14 protein-coding genes are annotated in these 15,973 nt (G+C 71.4%); 5 read left to right on the forward strand and 9 right to left on the reverse strand.

The window, feature by feature from the left end:
• From HG543_RS40175 to HG543_RS40185, 3 genes are all read left to right on the forward strand, one after another.
• On the forward strand, positions 1 to 1,303 hold a 1,303-nt coding region (locus HG543_RS40175), incomplete at its 5' end, for an ATP-binding cassette domain-containing protein (RefSeq protein ID WP_169350221.1).
• Positions 1,304 to 1,417: 114 nt separating this feature from the next.
• The gene (locus tag HG543_RS40180; protein WP_169350222.1) at positions 1,418 to 1,756 is read left to right on the forward strand and encodes a hypothetical protein; all 339 of its coding nucleotides are present in this window, start codon (positions 1,418 to 1,420) and stop codon (positions 1,754 to 1,756) included.
• A gap of 26 nt (positions 1,757 to 1,782) precedes the next feature.
• Positions 1,783 to 2,844, forward strand: a complete 1,062-nt coding sequence (locus HG543_RS40185) for a M12 family metallopeptidase (RefSeq protein WP_169350223.1) — start codon at positions 1,783 to 1,785, stop codon at positions 2,842 to 2,844.
• A gap of 48 nt (positions 2,845 to 2,892) precedes the next feature.
• Here the strand turns inward: HG543_RS40185 and HG543_RS40190 are convergent, their stop codons facing one another.
• Complete coding sequence (locus HG543_RS40190) at positions 2,893 to 4,329, reverse strand: hypothetical protein (RefSeq protein ID WP_169350224.1); 1,437 nt, start codon at positions 4,327 to 4,329, stop codon at positions 2,893 to 2,895.
• A 138-nt stretch (positions 4,330 to 4,467) separates the two neighbouring features.
• A complete protein-coding gene (locus HG543_RS40195; protein ID WP_169350225.1) occupies positions 4,468 to 5,436 on the reverse strand; it encodes an NAD-dependent epimerase/dehydratase family protein in 969 nt (322 codons plus the stop codon).
• 197 nt (positions 5,437 to 5,633) lie between these two features.
• Between HG543_RS40195 and HG543_RS40200 the strand changes: the two genes are divergently transcribed.
• Positions 5,634 to 6,170: an FHA domain-containing protein gene (locus HG543_RS40200; RefSeq protein ID WP_169350226.1), complete on the forward strand. Its 537-nt coding sequence runs from the start codon at positions 5,634 to 5,636 to the stop codon at positions 6,168 to 6,170.
• Between the two features lie 7 nt (positions 6,171 to 6,177).
• Here the strand turns inward: HG543_RS40200 and HG543_RS40205 are convergent, their stop codons facing one another.
• The 4 genes from HG543_RS40205 to HG543_RS40220 form a co-directional block, all read right to left on the reverse strand.
• A complete protein-coding gene (locus tag HG543_RS40205; RefSeq protein ID WP_171818681.1) occupies positions 6,178 to 6,708 on the reverse strand; it encodes a hypothetical protein in 531 nt (176 codons plus the stop codon).
• A gap of 111 nt (positions 6,709 to 6,819) precedes the next feature.
• Positions 6,820 to 8,355: a Y-family DNA polymerase gene (locus HG543_RS40210; protein ID WP_169350228.1), complete on the reverse strand. Its 1,536-nt coding sequence runs from the start codon at positions 8,353 to 8,355 to the stop codon at positions 6,820 to 6,822.
• A gap of 6 nt (positions 8,356 to 8,361) precedes the next feature.
• Entirely contained in the window at positions 8,362 to 9,237 is an 876-nt protein-coding gene (locus HG543_RS40215; RefSeq protein ID WP_169350229.1) for an ImuA family protein, read from the reverse strand.
• A gap of 198 nt (positions 9,238 to 9,435) precedes the next feature.
• On the reverse strand, positions 9,436 to 10,650 hold the full coding sequence (locus HG543_RS40220) for a vWA domain-containing protein (protein ID WP_169350230.1): 1,215 nt from the start codon (positions 10,648 to 10,650) through the stop codon (positions 9,436 to 9,438).
• 257 nt (positions 10,651 to 10,907) lie between these two features.
• On the opposite strand from HG543_RS40220, the gene lon reads away from it, so the two are divergent.
• Positions 10,908 to 13,391 (forward strand): endopeptidase La, encoded by a 2,484-nt coding sequence (gene lon, locus HG543_RS40225; RefSeq protein ID WP_169350231.1) that lies wholly within the window; start codon positions 10,908 to 10,910, stop codon positions 13,389 to 13,391.
• 80 nt (positions 13,392 to 13,471) lie between these two features.
• On the opposite strand, the gene rfbC is transcribed toward lon, so the two are convergent.
• The 3 genes from rfbC to HG543_RS40240 form a co-directional block, all read right to left on the reverse strand.
• On the reverse strand, positions 13,472 to 14,020 hold the full coding sequence (gene rfbC / locus HG543_RS40230; protein WP_169350232.1) for a dTDP-4-dehydrorhamnose 3,5-epimerase: 549 nt from the start codon (positions 14,018 to 14,020) through the stop codon (positions 13,472 to 13,474).
• The gene (gene rfbA / locus HG543_RS40235) at positions 14,017 to 14,898 is read right to left on the reverse strand and encodes a glucose-1-phosphate thymidylyltransferase RfbA (protein ID WP_169350233.1); all 882 of its coding nucleotides are present in this window, start codon (positions 14,896 to 14,898) and stop codon (positions 14,017 to 14,019) included. The genes rfbC and rfbA overlap by 4 nt, the downstream gene beginning before the upstream one ends.
• A gap of 94 nt (positions 14,899 to 14,992) precedes the next feature.
• Positions 14,993 to 15,892 (reverse strand): SDR family oxidoreductase, encoded by a 900-nt coding sequence (locus HG543_RS40240; protein ID WP_169350234.1) that lies wholly within the window; start codon positions 15,890 to 15,892, stop codon positions 14,993 to 14,995.
• Between the last annotated feature and the right edge of the window lie 81 nt (positions 15,893 to 15,973).

Genomic DNA, 15,973 nt, shown 5'->3' on the forward strand with positions numbered 1-15,973 from the left:
CTCCCCCACCCTGCGCCTGTGCCACCAGGAGGTGGAGGCGCTGACGCCCGACATCACCGAGTTCGCCGAGTCGTGGGACTCGCTCGCGAGGCGGCTGCACGGGCAACTGGGGTTGGACGTCACCGCGCTGGAGCGCTGGCCCACGCTGTCCCCGGGCGAGCGCAAGCGGTGGCAGGTGGGCGCGGCGCTCGCCGCGGAGCCTCACGTGCTGCTGCTCGACGAGCCCACCAACCACCTGGACGCCGAGGCCCGCGCGTGGCTCATCGCCGCGCTGAAGCGCTTCCGGGGCATTGGCATCGTCGTGTCGCATGACCGGTCGCTGCTGGAGGCGCTCACCACCTCCACCCTGCGCGTCCACGGTGGGAGCGCGCGGCTGTGGCCCGGCCCGTACTCCGCCGCCCAACAGCACTGGCAGGCCGAGCGCGAGGCCGAGGTGGCCGCGTACCAGGGGGCCCGCGCCGAGCAACGGCGTGCCGCGCAGCTGCTGGACCAGGCCCGCCGCGAGCAGCAGTCCGCCAACGCCGCGCGCAGCGGCCGCAAGCTGGACAAGCACGACAGCGACAGCCGCGGCATGGGCGTGAAGAACACCGTCGGCTGGGCCGAGGACCGCGCCGGCCGGCGCGTGGGCGTGCTGCGCCGCGAGCTGGAGCGCGTCAGCGATGGCATCGGCGAGTTCGCCCCGGACAAGACGATGGGGCGCTCCGTCTTCGTGGGCTACGTGCGCTCGCCCAACCCGTGGATCTTCACGCTGGACGTGCCGTCCCTGGGCGCGGGGGACGTGGAGCTGCTCGGGCCCGTCAACCTGTCCGTGGGCCGCGAGGCGCGCGTGCGCATTGAGGGCCCGAATGGCGCCGGGAAGAGCACCCTGGTGCGCGCGCTGCTCGAAAACGCCCGCGTGCCGCTGGAGCGCGTGCTGTACCTGCCCCAGGACGTGGGCGCCGAGGAGGCCCGGGCCACGCTGGACGCGGTGCGCGCGCTGCCCCCCGAGGAGCGCGGGCGCGTGCTGTCCCTCGTGGCCGCGCTCGGCGTGGACCCGGAGCGGCTGCTCGCCTCGGAGCAGCCGTCACCCGGCGAGGCACGCAAGCTGCTCATCGCGCGCGGGCTGGGACAGCACGCGTGGGCCCTGGTGCTGGACGAGCCCACCAACCACCTGGACCTGCCCTCCATCGAGCGGCTGGAGGCGGCGCTCCGTGAGTACCCGGGAGCGCTGCTGCTCGTCACCCATGACGCCGCGTTCGCCCGGGCATGCACGTCCGAGTCGTGGCGCGTGGAGCATGGGCAGGTGACGGTGACGTCCGGGTGAGTCCCGGGCGGTGGGGGCCTCCGGCGGTTTCAAAAAAAGCCGGGAAGATTCACGGAGGCCCCCGTTCTCCGAGCACAACCGACGCAGCTCGCGTCCACACCCCGGAGAACGAAGATGAAGCCGACCCACCTGATGTCCGCCCTCGCCGTTGGACTGACCCTCACCAGCGTCCCCGCGCTCGCTGACAGCGCGTCCTGCACGCCGGCCAACGTGGCGGTGTATTCCAGCCGCATCCACGTGAAGTGCGCTGCCTCCGTCGCGGGTGGCATCTGGTACTTCGCGCTGCCCACCTCCGACACCGCGCACGCGAACCGGATGCTCAGCCTGCTCTCCACCGCGCTCGCGGGAGGTCGCACGCTGTCCATCGACTACAACCCGTCCTCCACCGCCGGCACCAGCATCGGCTGTCTGTCCAGCGACTGCCGCCTCATCAACTTCGTCGCGATGTGGTGATTCCCTCGCAACCCTTGAGGTCCCCCATGGGAACCCGACGAATATGGGCGGGGCTCGCCGTCCTGGCTTCCACGCTGGGAGCGCTGCCCGCCCACGCCTCGCTGTATTGGAATCACGGTGTCCGTAGCGGCACGCCCAGCGTCTGCTTCGTGGGCGACGCGCTCACCTCGCGCCCGGCGCGCGTGCAGCAGGTGCTGGAGTACATCCGCGACTTCGAGCGGGCCGCCAACATCCGCATCAACTACCTGGGCACCTGCCCGGCGCCCACCGTCCAGTCCAACGGCGATGACTGGCACGGCGGCGACATCCGCGTCGTGCTGCCCGGCACCAGCGTGCCCTTCACCGGCATGGTGCCCGGCGACGGCTGCCCGATGTTCCTCGACGCCAACGGCGTGTACACCGGCAAGAACAATGGCTGGGGGAGCTGGTCCAACCCACCGGACGAGCTCACCCTCAACCGGGCGTGCCGCTACAACCTGAAGCTCGGTGACGATGCCGATGCCAATGGCGTTCCGTGGCGCGACCACACGCTGCACGAGTTCGGCCACGCGCTCGGCCTGTACCACGAGCACGAGCGCAACGACGTGGACTTCGCCGTGTGCTCCGCCTCCGGCTTTGGCGGTGGACGGAGCAGCGGCCACCTGACGCCGTATGACCGGTACTCGGTGATGCACTACCAGTTCTCGTCCTGCGGCATCGACGGCAACTACGGCCACGCGGGCCTGTCCGCGTGGGACCAGCTCGCGCTGCACATCCTCTACCCGGAGCCGGTGCGCGTCGCGGAGCTGGTGGGCAGGACGGTCATCCGCACCACCGAGCCGCTGAACCTCACCTCGGCCTGGGGCTCGCGCGGGGCCACACTCTCCGTCGCCGCCTCGGGATTCTCCTGGACGCTGTCGGGCATCTCCTACAGCTCCTCCAGCGGCCTCTCCACGTGGCTGGGCGCGGGAACGTACCCGCTGCAGTTCTCCCATGCGGACTTCCTGGGCCGGACGTACTCGTACTCCGGAACGGTGAAGGTGCTCACGCCCGCGGACTACGCGAAGCAGGTCGTCACGCCCGTGGCGACGCGCACGCCGCTGCTGTGAAGCATGGATGCGGCGGCCTGGGACATCCCGGGCCGCCGCGCCTCGCGTTCAGGGCACGTCGAACACGCCGAGCCAGCTCTCGTTGTTCTTGAACCGGTCCCCCACCCTGGCGATGTTGGCCGGCTGGTTGGTGGCGAACTCGAACACGACGGAGCCTCCCGGCCCCGTCACCGCGTGGCGGACCTCCGTGTCGCGCTGACCCTGGAGCCGCAGGAGGTCCTGCTGCTCACCGCGCGCGTCCACGACGAGGAGGAAGCCCTCGCCCGGCTCGTGCGTGCGCTGGAGGTCCGTGTCCAGGTAGCTGGTGTGCCCCGCGAAGCAGTAGCGCCCGGTGCCGCAGGGGAGCATCGCCACGGGCGCGTCGTCCATGTCGATGGAATGGGTGCGTGTGACGAGCGCGTCCTCCGGGGCGCCCCACCGGTCGGACGCGAAGAACACGTCCGCCTCGGTGCGATTGTCGGGCTGCTCCACCGGCGTGGCCGCGCGCGCGCCGAGGACGAAGGTCTCGCCGCTCGCGACGAGCCCGACGAGTTCGTCCGCATGCTCCGCCGGTACCTTCCTCGCGGCGACGAGCTGCCCCGTGGGCTCGAAGCGCGACACGAGGATGGCCCGGCCCTCGGGCCCCACCGGCGACTGGGGGAAGTTCTCCGCGTACGGCCCCTGGTGGAACCTCGGGAACGGAATCGCCACGGTCGCCCGCCCCGCCTCGTCGACGTCGAGCTTCCAGCCCAGGAAGGGAAGCCCCAGCGCGCGCATCTGCTCCGAGTTCGCCTGCGTGAGCCCGACGCTGGGGGCCACCGGGCTCACCCAGCGCACCTCCAGGTCGCCGCCGAGCCGGACGAGGCGCATCCCGTCCATCGCCACGAGGAGGAACACTTCCTCTCCGTGGGCCCGGACGTCGAGGATGCCCAGGGCGCGATTCTCCTCGGGCACCTCTATCCGCTCCGGCTGGAGGCTCGGGGTCCCCGAGTAATACATGCGCCCCTCGGGCGGCACGGGGATGCTGAGCGTCTTCTCGGAGAGGAGCGAGCCGTCGGGCCGGAGGCGGCGCATCGGGAGGATCTTCCCGTCCTCGGAACGCTCCCAGCCCACCACGGTGAGCTCCCCGCTGGGGTGCACGACATGCGCCTGGACGAAGTCCGGCAGGGACTGCTCGCCGAGGAACTCGCCCCCGGGGCCCACGTGGGTCAGCAGCTTGGCAGGGGGATGGAAGAAGGTGTCGTCCCCGCGGTCCTTGTATTCGATGCGACGCAGCCACAGGGAGCCGCCCGGAGCCAGGGCCAGGCCCTCCACCCCGCTGCGGAAGCCGCAGTCCACGCGCCGCACGCGGGCCCGCGCGTCGAAGGGGGCGCGCGACTCGAAGCCCGCGTGTCCGTCCCGCTCGCATGGGTCCCCGCCCGACTCCGAGCAGGCGCCAAGCAGAGGCATGAGGACCGCGAGCGTGAGGCGGCGGAACCTCGACCAGGAGGGTTGATACCGGGCCATGATGTCACTCCAGTGGGGCAGTCCAGGACGGACTCGCGCGCAGCGTGACACCCGCCGGCCCGGGTGTCCGGGACGCGCGTCCCGGCGGCACCATTATAGGCGGCAACGTCCCCGGGCGGAGAGCCTCGCGGGCCTCCCTCAACGGCCCGAGTGTTGGGCGTCCCACTCGACCAGACGGGCCAGTCCCTCCTCCACGGATACCCGGGGCCGGAAGCCCGTCTCGCGCTCCAGCGCCGACGGGTCCGCCCAGGTGGACTCCATCTCTCCTGGCTGGGCGGGCAGGAGGTTCAGCCGCGCTGGCGTACCCAGGTGCCGCTCCAGCACGGCGAGGAAGTCGCGCAGCGCCACCGGCTCGCCCCGTCCCACGTTGAGGAGCCGGTACGGCGGCGTGCCCGTGGGCGGCCGGTCCAGCACGCGGAGCACGGCCTCGGCCACGTCGTCCACGTGCGTGAAGTCGCGCCGCATCCGGCCCTCGCCATACAGGTCGATGGGCCGCCCCTCGCGCAGGGCCCGCAGGAAGCGCAGGGGCGCCATGTCCGGGCGGCCCCACGGCCCGTACACCGTGAAGAAGCGCAGGCCGCTGGTGGGCAGCCCGTGCAGGTGGCCATGGACGTGCGCCAGCAGCTCGTCGGCCCGCTTGGTGGCCGCGTAGAGATTCAGCGGCCGGTCCGCCGCCGCGTCCTCCCTGAAGGGCGGCGGCGTGCCCCCGCCGTACACGGAGCTGGAGGACGCGTAGACCAGGTGCTCCACACCCCGGGCGCACTCCAGGAGCTGGAGGAACCCGGTGACATTGGTATCCAGATAACCGTTCGCGGAGTTCGCTCCGGCCCGCACGCCCACGCGCGCCGCCAGGTGCACCACGCGCCGCGGGCGCTCGCGCTCGAAGAGGGCGCGCAGCGCCTCCCTGTCCGTGATGTCCACCGCGTGGAAGGTGAAGGCCTCCGCTCCGGGCAGGTGCCGCAGCCGCGCCAGCCGGGCCTGCTTCAGCGCCACGTCCCCGGCCGGGTCCAGGTTGTCCACGCCGATGACGGCGTCCCCCCGCGCCAGCAGCCGCGCGCTGACGTGATGGCCGATGAAACCCGCCGCTCCGGTGACGAGAACCCGCATGCGCCCCTCACGCTCCCACGGACTCCGGCACGGAGCCATGCCCCATCTCTGCCGGGCCTCCCGGCGCGACGGCCCCGCGCCGCCGGACGAGCAGCCGGACAGCCACGGCGCCCGGGGGCCGCCAGAGTCGGGCGGTGCCCTCCAGACGTGGCCGGGACTTCCCGTCCCAGCCGCTTGCACGTAGGGTTGGAGTCCTCATGGTGTCCGTGAATCAACTCCGCCCCTTCGCCGGGGCCCCGCTGGAGGCGTTTCGGGACGCGTCCGGGCCCGTGGCGCTCATCCAACAGCCCGTGGAGCTCATCCTCCAGGACGCGGCCCAGCGCTCGGGAGGCCTGCGCACCGTCGGCATGGCGTACCGCTCGCGCATGGAGGAGCGGCTGCTCTCCATGCTGCGCGACTTCAACAACCTGGAGGTCCGCTTCCTCCAGCCCCGGGTGGACGGCGAGGAGTTCACCGTCGGCCGCTCCGAGACGTGTGACGTCATCGTCCCCGACCCGTCCGTCTCGCAGCACCACGCCACCCTGCGCTGGAACGCCGCCAAGGGCGCCTTCACCGTGCGCGACGTGGAGTCCATGAACGGCACGTGGATCAACGGCGCGCCGCTGGGCTACCGCGCGCAGGTGCTGCTCCACGACGGCGACACGCTGGCCTTCGGCGACGCCCAGTTCCTCTACCTGCGCGCGGAGACGGTCCACGAGCAGCTGCGCCTGGCCGCCCCGCGGCCGTCACCCTGAGCCCGCGTCACGGCACCGCGCGGACGGCGTCGATGACGGCCTTCCTCAGGTAGGAGCGCCAGTCCGTCTGCGCCTGGTAGATGCCCACATGGGACACGGTGCGCGTCTCGTTGCGCCAGGCCAGGTTGCCCTCCGGCCCCACCACCGCCGTGTCCAGCACCACCTCGGCGCGGCCCAGCGCCTGCACGGCGGATGCGTCCACCCAGGCCAGCACCACCACCACGGCCGCGTCGGCCTGGTTGTCGCGGATGAGCGCCACCACCTCCTCCGTGGAGGGCACCGGGGCCGCGGAGATGCGCGTCCCCGCCACCGCGAAGCCGCGCTCGCGCAGCACCGCCTCCGTCTGGCTGACGAGCACCGTGCGCGGGTTGCCCTCGCCCAACAAGTCCTCGCGGTACGTGAAGGTCGGCAGCGCCTCCACCCGCGAGCCGACCACCGCCACCACCTTGCGCAGGGCCCCGGGAGGCCGGACCTCGGGCGTGGCGCACGAGGCGAGCAGGAGGCACAGCAGGACGGCGACGGGACGGAGGGCACGCATGGTGGGGAAACCTGGGGTGAGGGGGTCTTCCCCTATTAATGATGCGAGCCGGAGCCCGCCGCCCCGGCCACGCAATGCCCCGTCCCCTGCCCTCCAGGGGGCCGCGAGGCGTCAGTCGAACAGCCCCTGCAGGTAGAAGCGGCCGTCCCGCGCGTCCCGGAACACCCACGCCGGGCCCAGCCCCTCGAAGTGCACCCGGTAGTAGTCCCGCTGGTAGGGCGTGTCCGACCACCACTCCCCGCCCAGCCGCTCCGGCCCCGCCAGCGCCGTCACCCGGTGCCGCTTCCCGCCCAGCCGCGCCGCCAGCAGCCGCCCCGACTCGGCCACCTCCGCGTCCAGCCACGCCGGCGACGCCAGCAGGCGCGCGGGACGCTCGCGGCCCACCAGGGACAGGGGCTGGACCTCGTCGGATTCCGCGGCCGCCCCCGAGCCCCCCGCGTCGAGCGCGTCCACGGCGAGTCCCCGCTTGCGCTCCGGCGGCCGGAAGGCCCGCGTCCCGTGCGCCGCCTCGGGCCGGTGGACGGTCTCCAGCCCCGCCGCGAAGAGCGACTCCTCACCCAGCGTCGTCACCAGCCGCGACAGCACCACCTCCAGCGCCGCGTCCCCCTCCGGCGCGTCTCCCAGCGCGAGCTGCTGGCCCCGGTCCTCGGAGTGCTCGTCCACCCGCACGGACACCTCCGCCACCGGGTTCTCCAGCCGCTGCTCCTCCAGCCGGTGCCGCGCCAGGTCCAACAGCAGCTTCGCCTGGGAGGTGGGCCGTGCCAGCGTCAGCGGCACCCGGGCCTGTCCCGTCGGGTCCAGCTTCAACGTGAAGGTGAGCCGCACCGCCGCCCGCCGCCGCCCCGCCAGCCGCGCCCCCAGCCGGTCCGTCAGCGTCTTCAGCGCGAAGCGCAGCGGCTCGAAGGAGTCCGCGGGCCAGTCCAGCACCACCCGCTCCTCCAGCACCTCCTCCAGCACCTGCGCGACGAAGGGCGTGTCGTCCTCCCCACGGCAGCGCGCATGGGCCCGTGCCCCGGCCACCCCGCCGCGCGCCGTCACCGCCGCCACGGGCAGCGCCGCCACCTCTCCCAGCGTGGAGAGCCCCAGCGCGGAGAAGGCGGCCCCCTCCGGGCCCTCCAGCGCGGCCAGCGGCAGCGGCGCCAGCTCCCGGGCGCCCTCCCCCGGCGGCACCACCTCCACCCGGCGCGTCCCGTACCGCGCCAGCGCCCGCGAGGTGAAGGCCTCCGAGGCCACCACCGCATGCGCCCGGTAGCCCTGCTCCGCGCACACCTCCAGCGCCTGCGCCGCCAGCTGCTCCTCGCCCCCCACCAGGTGCGCCGCCCCCGCGTCCAGCCACAGCCCGTCCGGCGCGCGGAGCTGGAAGCCCGGCGCCAGCCCCATCAGCGCCTCCCCCAGCGCCGTCAGCGCCCGCGTCTCGTCCTCGGGGCGATACGGGAAGTGCCGCAGCACCGGCTCCAGCGCGGTGGCGGCCGTCAGCGTCATCCCCGGCCGCACCCCCGCCTTCAGCGCGGTGGTGGAGGCGAACGCCACCCGGCGCTGGCCCCGCACCTCCTCCACCAACGCGAAGGGGCGGCTCGCCAGCTCGGGGACCTCAATCACCTTGCGCTGCACCGGGAAGCGCGTGAAGTGCAGATACGCCCTGCGCATGGCCCCTCAGAGCGCCACGCCGGCCGAGTCCAGGCCCTCGCGCAGGGACGGCATGGGCGCGTCGCGGCCGGGCCGCTGGCCGAGGATGCCGCAGCCATTTCGCAGCGCGCTGCCCTGCTCGCGCAGGAAGTCCGGCGTGGCGTCCGCCGCCGTCTCCGCCACGTCCAGCACCCGCCCGCCGTCCTCCAGGCCCAGGTCCGGGTACAGCACGCTCCACGGCAGCTCCGCCCGCGCGCCCGTGCCGCCCTGCCGGCTGCGCACCACCTCCACCGACCAGCCCTCCCCGTCCCGCGCCTCCGTGCGCAGCCGCATCACCCCGTCCGCGGGCGACTCCGGCGAGGTGAGCACCAGGAGCAGCCCGCCCCCGCGCTCCGCCGCGTCCGCCAGCTTGCGCGCCTCCGCCAGGGCGACCCGGGGAATCCTCCCCGTGGCCCCTACCCCTCGCGTCAGGTCCAACACCACGCACGCGAAGGCGCCGCTGCGGGCCAGCTGCACCGCCGCCCACACCCGCTGCTCGGGCGCCTTGGGCCGGACAATCAGCAGCCGCTCCAGGTCCACGCCCAGGGCCGAGGCCGCCGGCGGGTACAGCTCCCGGGGGCCATCCACCCACGCGCACAGCCGCTGTTCCCGGTGCGCCGCCGCCACCGCGCGCAGCGCCAGGCTGGTGCGCCCCGAGGCCGCCTCTCCACACAGCTCCACGGCCTGCCCCATCGGAAAGCCGCCCGAGGGCAGCAGCGCGTCCACCGCCTCCATGCCCGTGCGCAGCACCGCCAGGTAGCGCCGCGGCGCCGCCTGCAGCGCGCGGATGCGCTCCCGAAGCTGCTCGACCACCGAGCCCACCGAGCCCACCGACCCCGCCCGCTGCTCCGCCACCGCGCTCATCTCGACTCCCTCGCCCGCGCCCCGCAGGCCAGAACCCGACGCCCTGAACGGTCGTCTGCACGCTCGTTCAGTATGCTCGGGCCTCTGACATGCGCCGCCCAGGACGCATGGCGACGGAGCGGCGGACCGGACCTGTCAGAACGGATCCGCGGGGACGACGCGAGAGATCTCCAGCACCTGCGTGTGCTCAGCGGGCTCTCAGCCCGCGCACAGCACCTTCACTTCCACCTTCTCGTCGTCCGCGCGGCGCAGGCACGAGCCCAGGAAGTACAGGCGCGCGGAGCGGCCCTCACCGGACGGCTCGTAGCGCAAGTCCCCCGCGGCCACCGAGCAGCGCTCCACCTCGCCCCCGGCGCGCGTCACCTCCACCGTGGCCAGCCGCGGATCCGGCAGGTTCACCACCTCGATGCTCTGCGCCACCGTGGCCAGCGCGGCGATGTTCAGCAGCGTGTCGCGGTAGCCCGACTTGCAGATGGAGTCGAGGTTGTTGAAGGACTCGTCGAACTTCTCCGTCATGGCCCGCTGGCGGATGCCCGGGCCATAGGACGTCGGACAATCGACGTTGCGCACATAGGTGCGGTCGGGGGTGACGTCCTGAACCGGACCCGCCCGCTTGTCGGTCAGCGCCACCGGCCCAATCGTGGCCCACAGCACCTCCCGGGAGGCACCCGTCGAGTCATGCAGGCCCTGGAAGATGGAGAAGTACTCGTCCACCGACGTCAGCCGATCCGCCTGCTCACTGCAGAGGTCCACCGAGGTGTCGTCGGTGAGCGTCACCGGCGCCGGGCGCTCCATGGAGCTGCAGTCCTCCTCGTCCGTCACCACCACCACCAGCAGCCGCGCGCCGTCCCGGAGGAAGCCCGCGTTGCCACCCTCGGAGATGGCCGTCGTCGCCAGGGGCTCCGTCACCGCCAGCCGCACCGCCTCGAAGGGCGTCTCCTGGCCGCTGCCGTCGATTCCCTGCTCCACCAGCCGCCGGAACTTCTCCACCAGGAACTGATCCGAGCCCTCGATGAAGCGCTCGTCGGTCGCCTGGCCCGCCGCGTCCGGAACGGGCTGGAGGCGGCCGCCCTGATCCGCATATTCCCGGAACTGCTCCCGCCCCTGGACGAACGAGCGCAGGTACACGGACGTGGTGATGACGCCCACACGGAAGTCCTGGACGACGCCGCTGCCCGTCTTGAGGGCCTCGACGAAGGCGGGCAGCTCCTGGGCGATGCCCTCCTGCTCGTCCTCCATGGAGGAGGAGTTGTCGATGACGAAGAGGATGTCCGTCTTCTGGGGGGCGACGACCGGAGATTCGCCCTCGCACTTCCCTGGCAGGGTGGAGCCCGGCTCATCGACGGGCGACCTGCACGCCGCCCCACAAAGGGTGGACAACAGCAACAGGTGAGCACAGGTACGGAGCTTCATGTGAGCCTCCCGGGGGGACGGCACGCCCGGGCGGCGCGCCGCAGCAAACTGGGGGGGCGAGCATGCCCCACCCCGGACGAGGACGCGAGACTTCGGAGCAGCGTCCGGCATCCGACGAGAGTGGAGAAAAACGCACACCGCGTTTGCCATGTGCGTTCTGGTTGTTACGTTGGTTCATCTGCCGCAGAAAACCGACAGATGTTCACCAGCCCGGTCGCCTGTTGACCGGGCTTGAGCAAGAGAAGAGGCCGAACTTCATGTCCGACGAGAAGAAGAAGGGCTCCTCCGCGAGCGCCATGCCGACGGCGATGGCACCGCCGGGGCTCATCAACAAGGAAGACATTCCGCAGGTGCTGCCCATCCTGCCGCTGCGGAACAGCGTCTTCTTCCCGGGCGGGGTTCTTCCGCTGGCCGTCGGCCGTCAGAAGACCATTGCCCTCATCAAGGACGCGGTGCGCGATGACCAGGTCATCGGTGTCGTCACGCAGCGCCGCGCCGAGGAGGAGGACCCTGGCGCCTCCGACCTCTACACCATGGGCACCGTGGCCCGCATCGTGAAGCTGCTGAAGATGGGCGAGGACAACTACTCGCTCGTCGTGCAGGGGCTCGCCCGGTTCCGCGTGGTGGAGCTGGTGCAGGAAGCGCCCTACCTCAAGGCCCGCGTCGACGCCGTGGAGGACAAGACCTCCTCGGAGAACGTCGAGGTGGAGGCTTTGGGCATCAACCTGAAGAAGCTGGCGCGCGAGGTCATCGAGCTGATGCCCGAGCTGCCGGCCGCCGCCACCGAGCTGGTGGAGAGCATCACCCACCCGGGCCACCTGGCGGACCTCATCGCCGCCAACGTGGACGTGCCGATTGAAGAGAAGCAGGCCGTCCTGGAGACGGTGGACCTCAAGGCGCGGATGAAGCTCGTGCTCGAGCTGCTCAACCGCAAGCGGGAGATCCTCAAGCTCTCCAACAAGATCGACTCCGCCGTGAAGGGCGAGATGTCGAAGACGCAGCGCGAGTACTACCTGCGCCAGCAGCTCAAGGCCATCAAGGAAGAGCTGGGTGAGATGGGCGAGGAGGAGGAGGAGCTCGACGAGCTGCAGGAGCGCCTGAAGAAGGCGGGCCTGCCGCCCGACGTGGAGAAGGTCGCCACGAAGGAGCTCAACCGCCTGAAGACCATTCCGGCGGCCTCCAGCGAGTACACCGTCTCGCGCACGTACCTGGATTGGATCGCCGACCTGCCGTGGGCGAAGGTGTCCGAGGACAACCTCGACATCGAGAACGCGCGCCAGCAGCTCGACAAGGATCACTTCGGCATCAAGAAGGTGAAGAAGCGCATCCTGGAGTACCTGGCGGTCCGCAAGCTGAAGAACGACATGCGTGGTCCCATCCTGTGCCTCGTGGGTCCCCCGGGCGTCGGCAAGACGTCGCTGGGCCAGAGCGTGGCCAAGGCCACCGGCCGCAAGTTCGTGCGCCTGTCGCTGGGCGGCGTGCGTGACGAGGCGGAGATCCGCGGCCACCGGCGTACGTACGTCGGCGCGCTGCCCGGCCGCTTCATCCAGAGCATGAAGAAGGCCGGCACGAAGAACCCGGTGATGATGCTCGACGAGATCGACAAGCTCGGCGCGGACTTCCGCGGCGACCCGAGCGCGGCGCTCCTCGAGGTGCTGGATCCGGAGCAGAACAACACCTTCAGCGACCACTACCTGGACGTGCCGTTCGACCTGTCCAAGGTGATGTTCATCGCCACGGCGAACCAGCTCGACCCCATCCCCGGGCCGCTCCGGGACCGCATGGAGATCATCGAGCTGACGGGCTACACCTTCGAGGAGAAACAGAGCATCGCTCGCATCCACCTCGTGCCCAAGCAGCTGAAGGAGCACGGTCTCAACCCGGACCACATCGAGATCACCGACGAGGCGCTGCTGACGCTGACGACCTCGTACACGCGTGAGGCCGGTGTGCGTAACCTCGAGCGCCGCATCGCGGACATCTGCCGCGCGGTGGCGGTGGAGGTGGCCGGCGGGAAGACGGAGAAGCAGAGCATCAACGCCGAGCGCGTGAAGGAGATCCTCGGGCCCGAGACGTTCTACTCGGAAGTGGCCGAGCGGACCGAGGTGCCGGGCGTGGCCACGGGCCTGGCCTGGACGGCGGCGGGTGGCGACCTGCTCTTCATCGAGGCGACGAAGATGGCGGGCAAGGGCGGCATGACGCTCACCGGCCAGCTCGGCGACGTGATGAAGGAGAGCGCCACGGCGGCGCTGAGCTACCTGCGCAGCAAGGCGGAGCAGCTCGGCATCAACCCGAACTTCCTGGAGAAGACGGACCTGCACCTGCACTTCCCGGCGGGCTCCATTCCGAAGGACGGGCCTTCCGCGGGTGTCACCATCCTCACCGCGCTCACCAGCCTGCTGACGGGCATCCGGGTGCGGCACGACACGGCGATGACGGGCGAGGCCACGCTGCGGGGCCTGGTCCTGCCGGTGGGTGGCATCAAGGAGAAGGTGCTGGCGGCGCACCGGGCGGGCATCAAGCGGGTCATCCTGCCCGAGCGGTGCCGCAAGGACCTCATCGACGTGCCGGATCAGGCGCGCAACGAGCTGGAGTTCATCTTCGTCACGCACATGGACGACGTGCTCAAGGCCGCGCTGGAGACCCAGCCGGTGCCCACGACGTCGGGCGGCCCGGGCGGCGAGTCGGTGAAGGAGGCCACGCTGCCTCCGAAGCCGGCCGAGCCCGAGATCCGCGCCTGAGACAAGGCTCGTAGGAAGTGACACGGGCAGGTTCCCTCCGGGGGACCTGCCCGTTGTCTTTACCCCTACCTTCCGAGCTACTACGGGTACGCCGGCAGCACCGGCGCGTCCTTGAGCCGGGGCGCCTTCGCGTCCTTGGGCGACAGGAGCGGCTCCTTCACCGGCCACGGAATGGCCAGGTCCGGGTCGTTCCAGGCGATGCCGCGCTCCGTCTCGGGCGAGTAGAACGCCGTGCACTTGTAGTGGAAGTCCGCGGACTCGCTCACCACGCAGAAGCCATGGGCGAAGCCGGCGGGAACCCACAGCTGGCGGCGGTTCTCCGCGGACAGCTCCACCGCCGTCCACTTGCCGAACGTGGGCGAGCCCCGCCGCACGTCCACCGCCACGTCGTACACCGTGCCCGTGAGCACCTGCACCAGCTTGCCCTGCGCCTGCGGCTCCTGGAAGTGCAGCCCGCGCAGCGTGCCCCGCGCCGAGCGCGAGTAGTTGTCCTGCACGAAGGAGCCGGGAATGCCGGCGTCCGTGTAGCGCTTCGCGTTGAACAGCTCCATGAAGAAGCCGCGGTCGTCGCCGAAGACCTTGGGCTCCACGATGAGGACGCCCGGCAGGTCGGTGGGGATGACGTTCATGACACCGCACCCCGGTGCTCGATGAGGTCCAGCAGGTACTGCCCGTACTCGTTCTTGCGCATGGGCTCCGCCAGCACCGCCAGCTGCTTCTCGTCGATGTAGCCCATGCGGAAGGCAATCTCCTCCGGGCAGGCCACCTTGAGGCCCTGACGGCGCTCGATGATCTCGATGTAGTTGGACGCCTGCATCAGCGACTCGTGCGTGCCGGTGTCCAGCCACGCGAAGCCGCGGCCCATCAGCTCCACGTTGAGCTGCCCGCGGCGCAGGTACTCCGCATTCACATCGGTGATTTCGTACTCACCGCGCTTGCCGGGCTTGAGGTTGGCGGCGATGTCCAGCACCTGGTTGTCGTAGAAGTACAGCCCGGTGACGGCGTAGTGGGACTTCGGCTTCGCCGGCTTCTCCTCGATGGAGAGGGCGCGCTTGTTCGCGTCCAGCTCCACCACGCCGTAGCGCTCCGGGTCCTTCACGTAGTAGCCGAACACGGTGGCGCCCTTGTCGCGGCGCGCCGCCCGCTGCGTCAGCTCGACCATGCCGTGGCCGTAGAAGATGTTGTCGCCGAGGATGAGCGACACCGGGTCATTCCCCACGAAGTCGCGGCCGATGACGAACGCCTGCGCCAGGCCCTCGGGCCGGGGCTGCTCGGCATACTGGAAGCGCACGCCCCACTGCTCGCCCGAGCCCAAGAGCTCGCGGAAGCGCGGCAGGTCCTGCGGCGTGGAAATGATGAGCAGCTCCCGGATGCCCGCCAGCATCAGCGTGGTCACCGGGTAGTAGATCATCGGCTTGTCATAGACGGGCAGCAGCTGCTTGCTGACCACGCGCGTCAGCGGATACAGGCGCGTGCCCGAGCCACCCGCGAGAACGATTCCCTTCATACGTCCACCTCGTGTCCCGCGCCCCGGTCCGGCCCGGGCCGAGGCCCGCCGGGTTCGCGGAAAGGATGCGCGACCCTCGGGCCGCGCGGGAGTCTCAACCGCCCTGCCCGGCCTTCCAGGCGGCATGGAAGCGCGCCAGCGACTCGGCCAGCGCCAGCGGCTTCGCCGCCAGCTGCGCCTGGGCCTTGTCCGTCTTCATGGCGCTACGCAGCGGCCGGGGGCTGGCCAGCTTCAGGTCCGCCATTCGCGTGGGGGTGATGAGCTTCGCGTCGAAGCCGAACACCTCGCACAGCGCCCGGCCGAAGCCGACGCGGTCGATGACGGTGGCGCCACAGGTGTTCCACACGCCGCCCAGCTTCCGCTCGCCCAGCTCCACCAGCATGGCGGCCACGTTGTCCGCGAGGCTGGGGGACACCACCTGGTCCTCGAAGAGCTTCACCGGCTGCCCCTTCTCCAGGGCCCCCACCAGCCAGGCACCGAAGTTGGGCCGCCCCGCCGCCGGCCAGCCGTACACCACCGCCGTGCGGGCAATGGCGCAGCCGGGCACGAAGGTGCGCGCGGCCTGCTCGCCCATGTGCTTCGTCACCGCGTAGACGCCGCGCGGGTTGGGCAGCGCGGCCTCGTCATACGGGCCCGCGTCGCCGTCGAAGACGTAGTCGGTGGACACGTGCACCAGGTGCGCCCCGGCCTTGCGAGCGCCCCGGGCCACCGCCGCGGCGGCGGTGACGTTGGCGGCGTACGCGGCCTCGGGGTCCTTCTCGCACCCGTCCACCTCGGTCATGGACGCGGGGTGGATGACCACCTCGGGGGAGGCCGACGCCAGCGCGGCGGCCACGTCCGCCTCGCGCGTCAGGTCCACCTCCACATAGGTGTGCGAGCCACCGGTGCGGCGCGGGCCCCGGCCCAGGCCCACCACCTCATGTCCCTGCCGCTCCAGCAGCGCGCAGACGCGGCTGCCGACGAGTCCGTTGGAGCCGGTGACGAGAAACCGCATGACGTCAGCCCTTCCCGTGCAGGCGGTTCTTGTACTGGGTGTCGAAATACTGGCGGTACGCGCCGCTCATCACCCGCTCCC

Origin of the sequence: Pyxidicoccus fallax, assembly GCF_012933655.1 — a bacterium.
GTDB lineage: Bacteria > Myxococcota > Myxococcia > Myxococcales > Myxococcaceae > Myxococcus > Myxococcus fallax.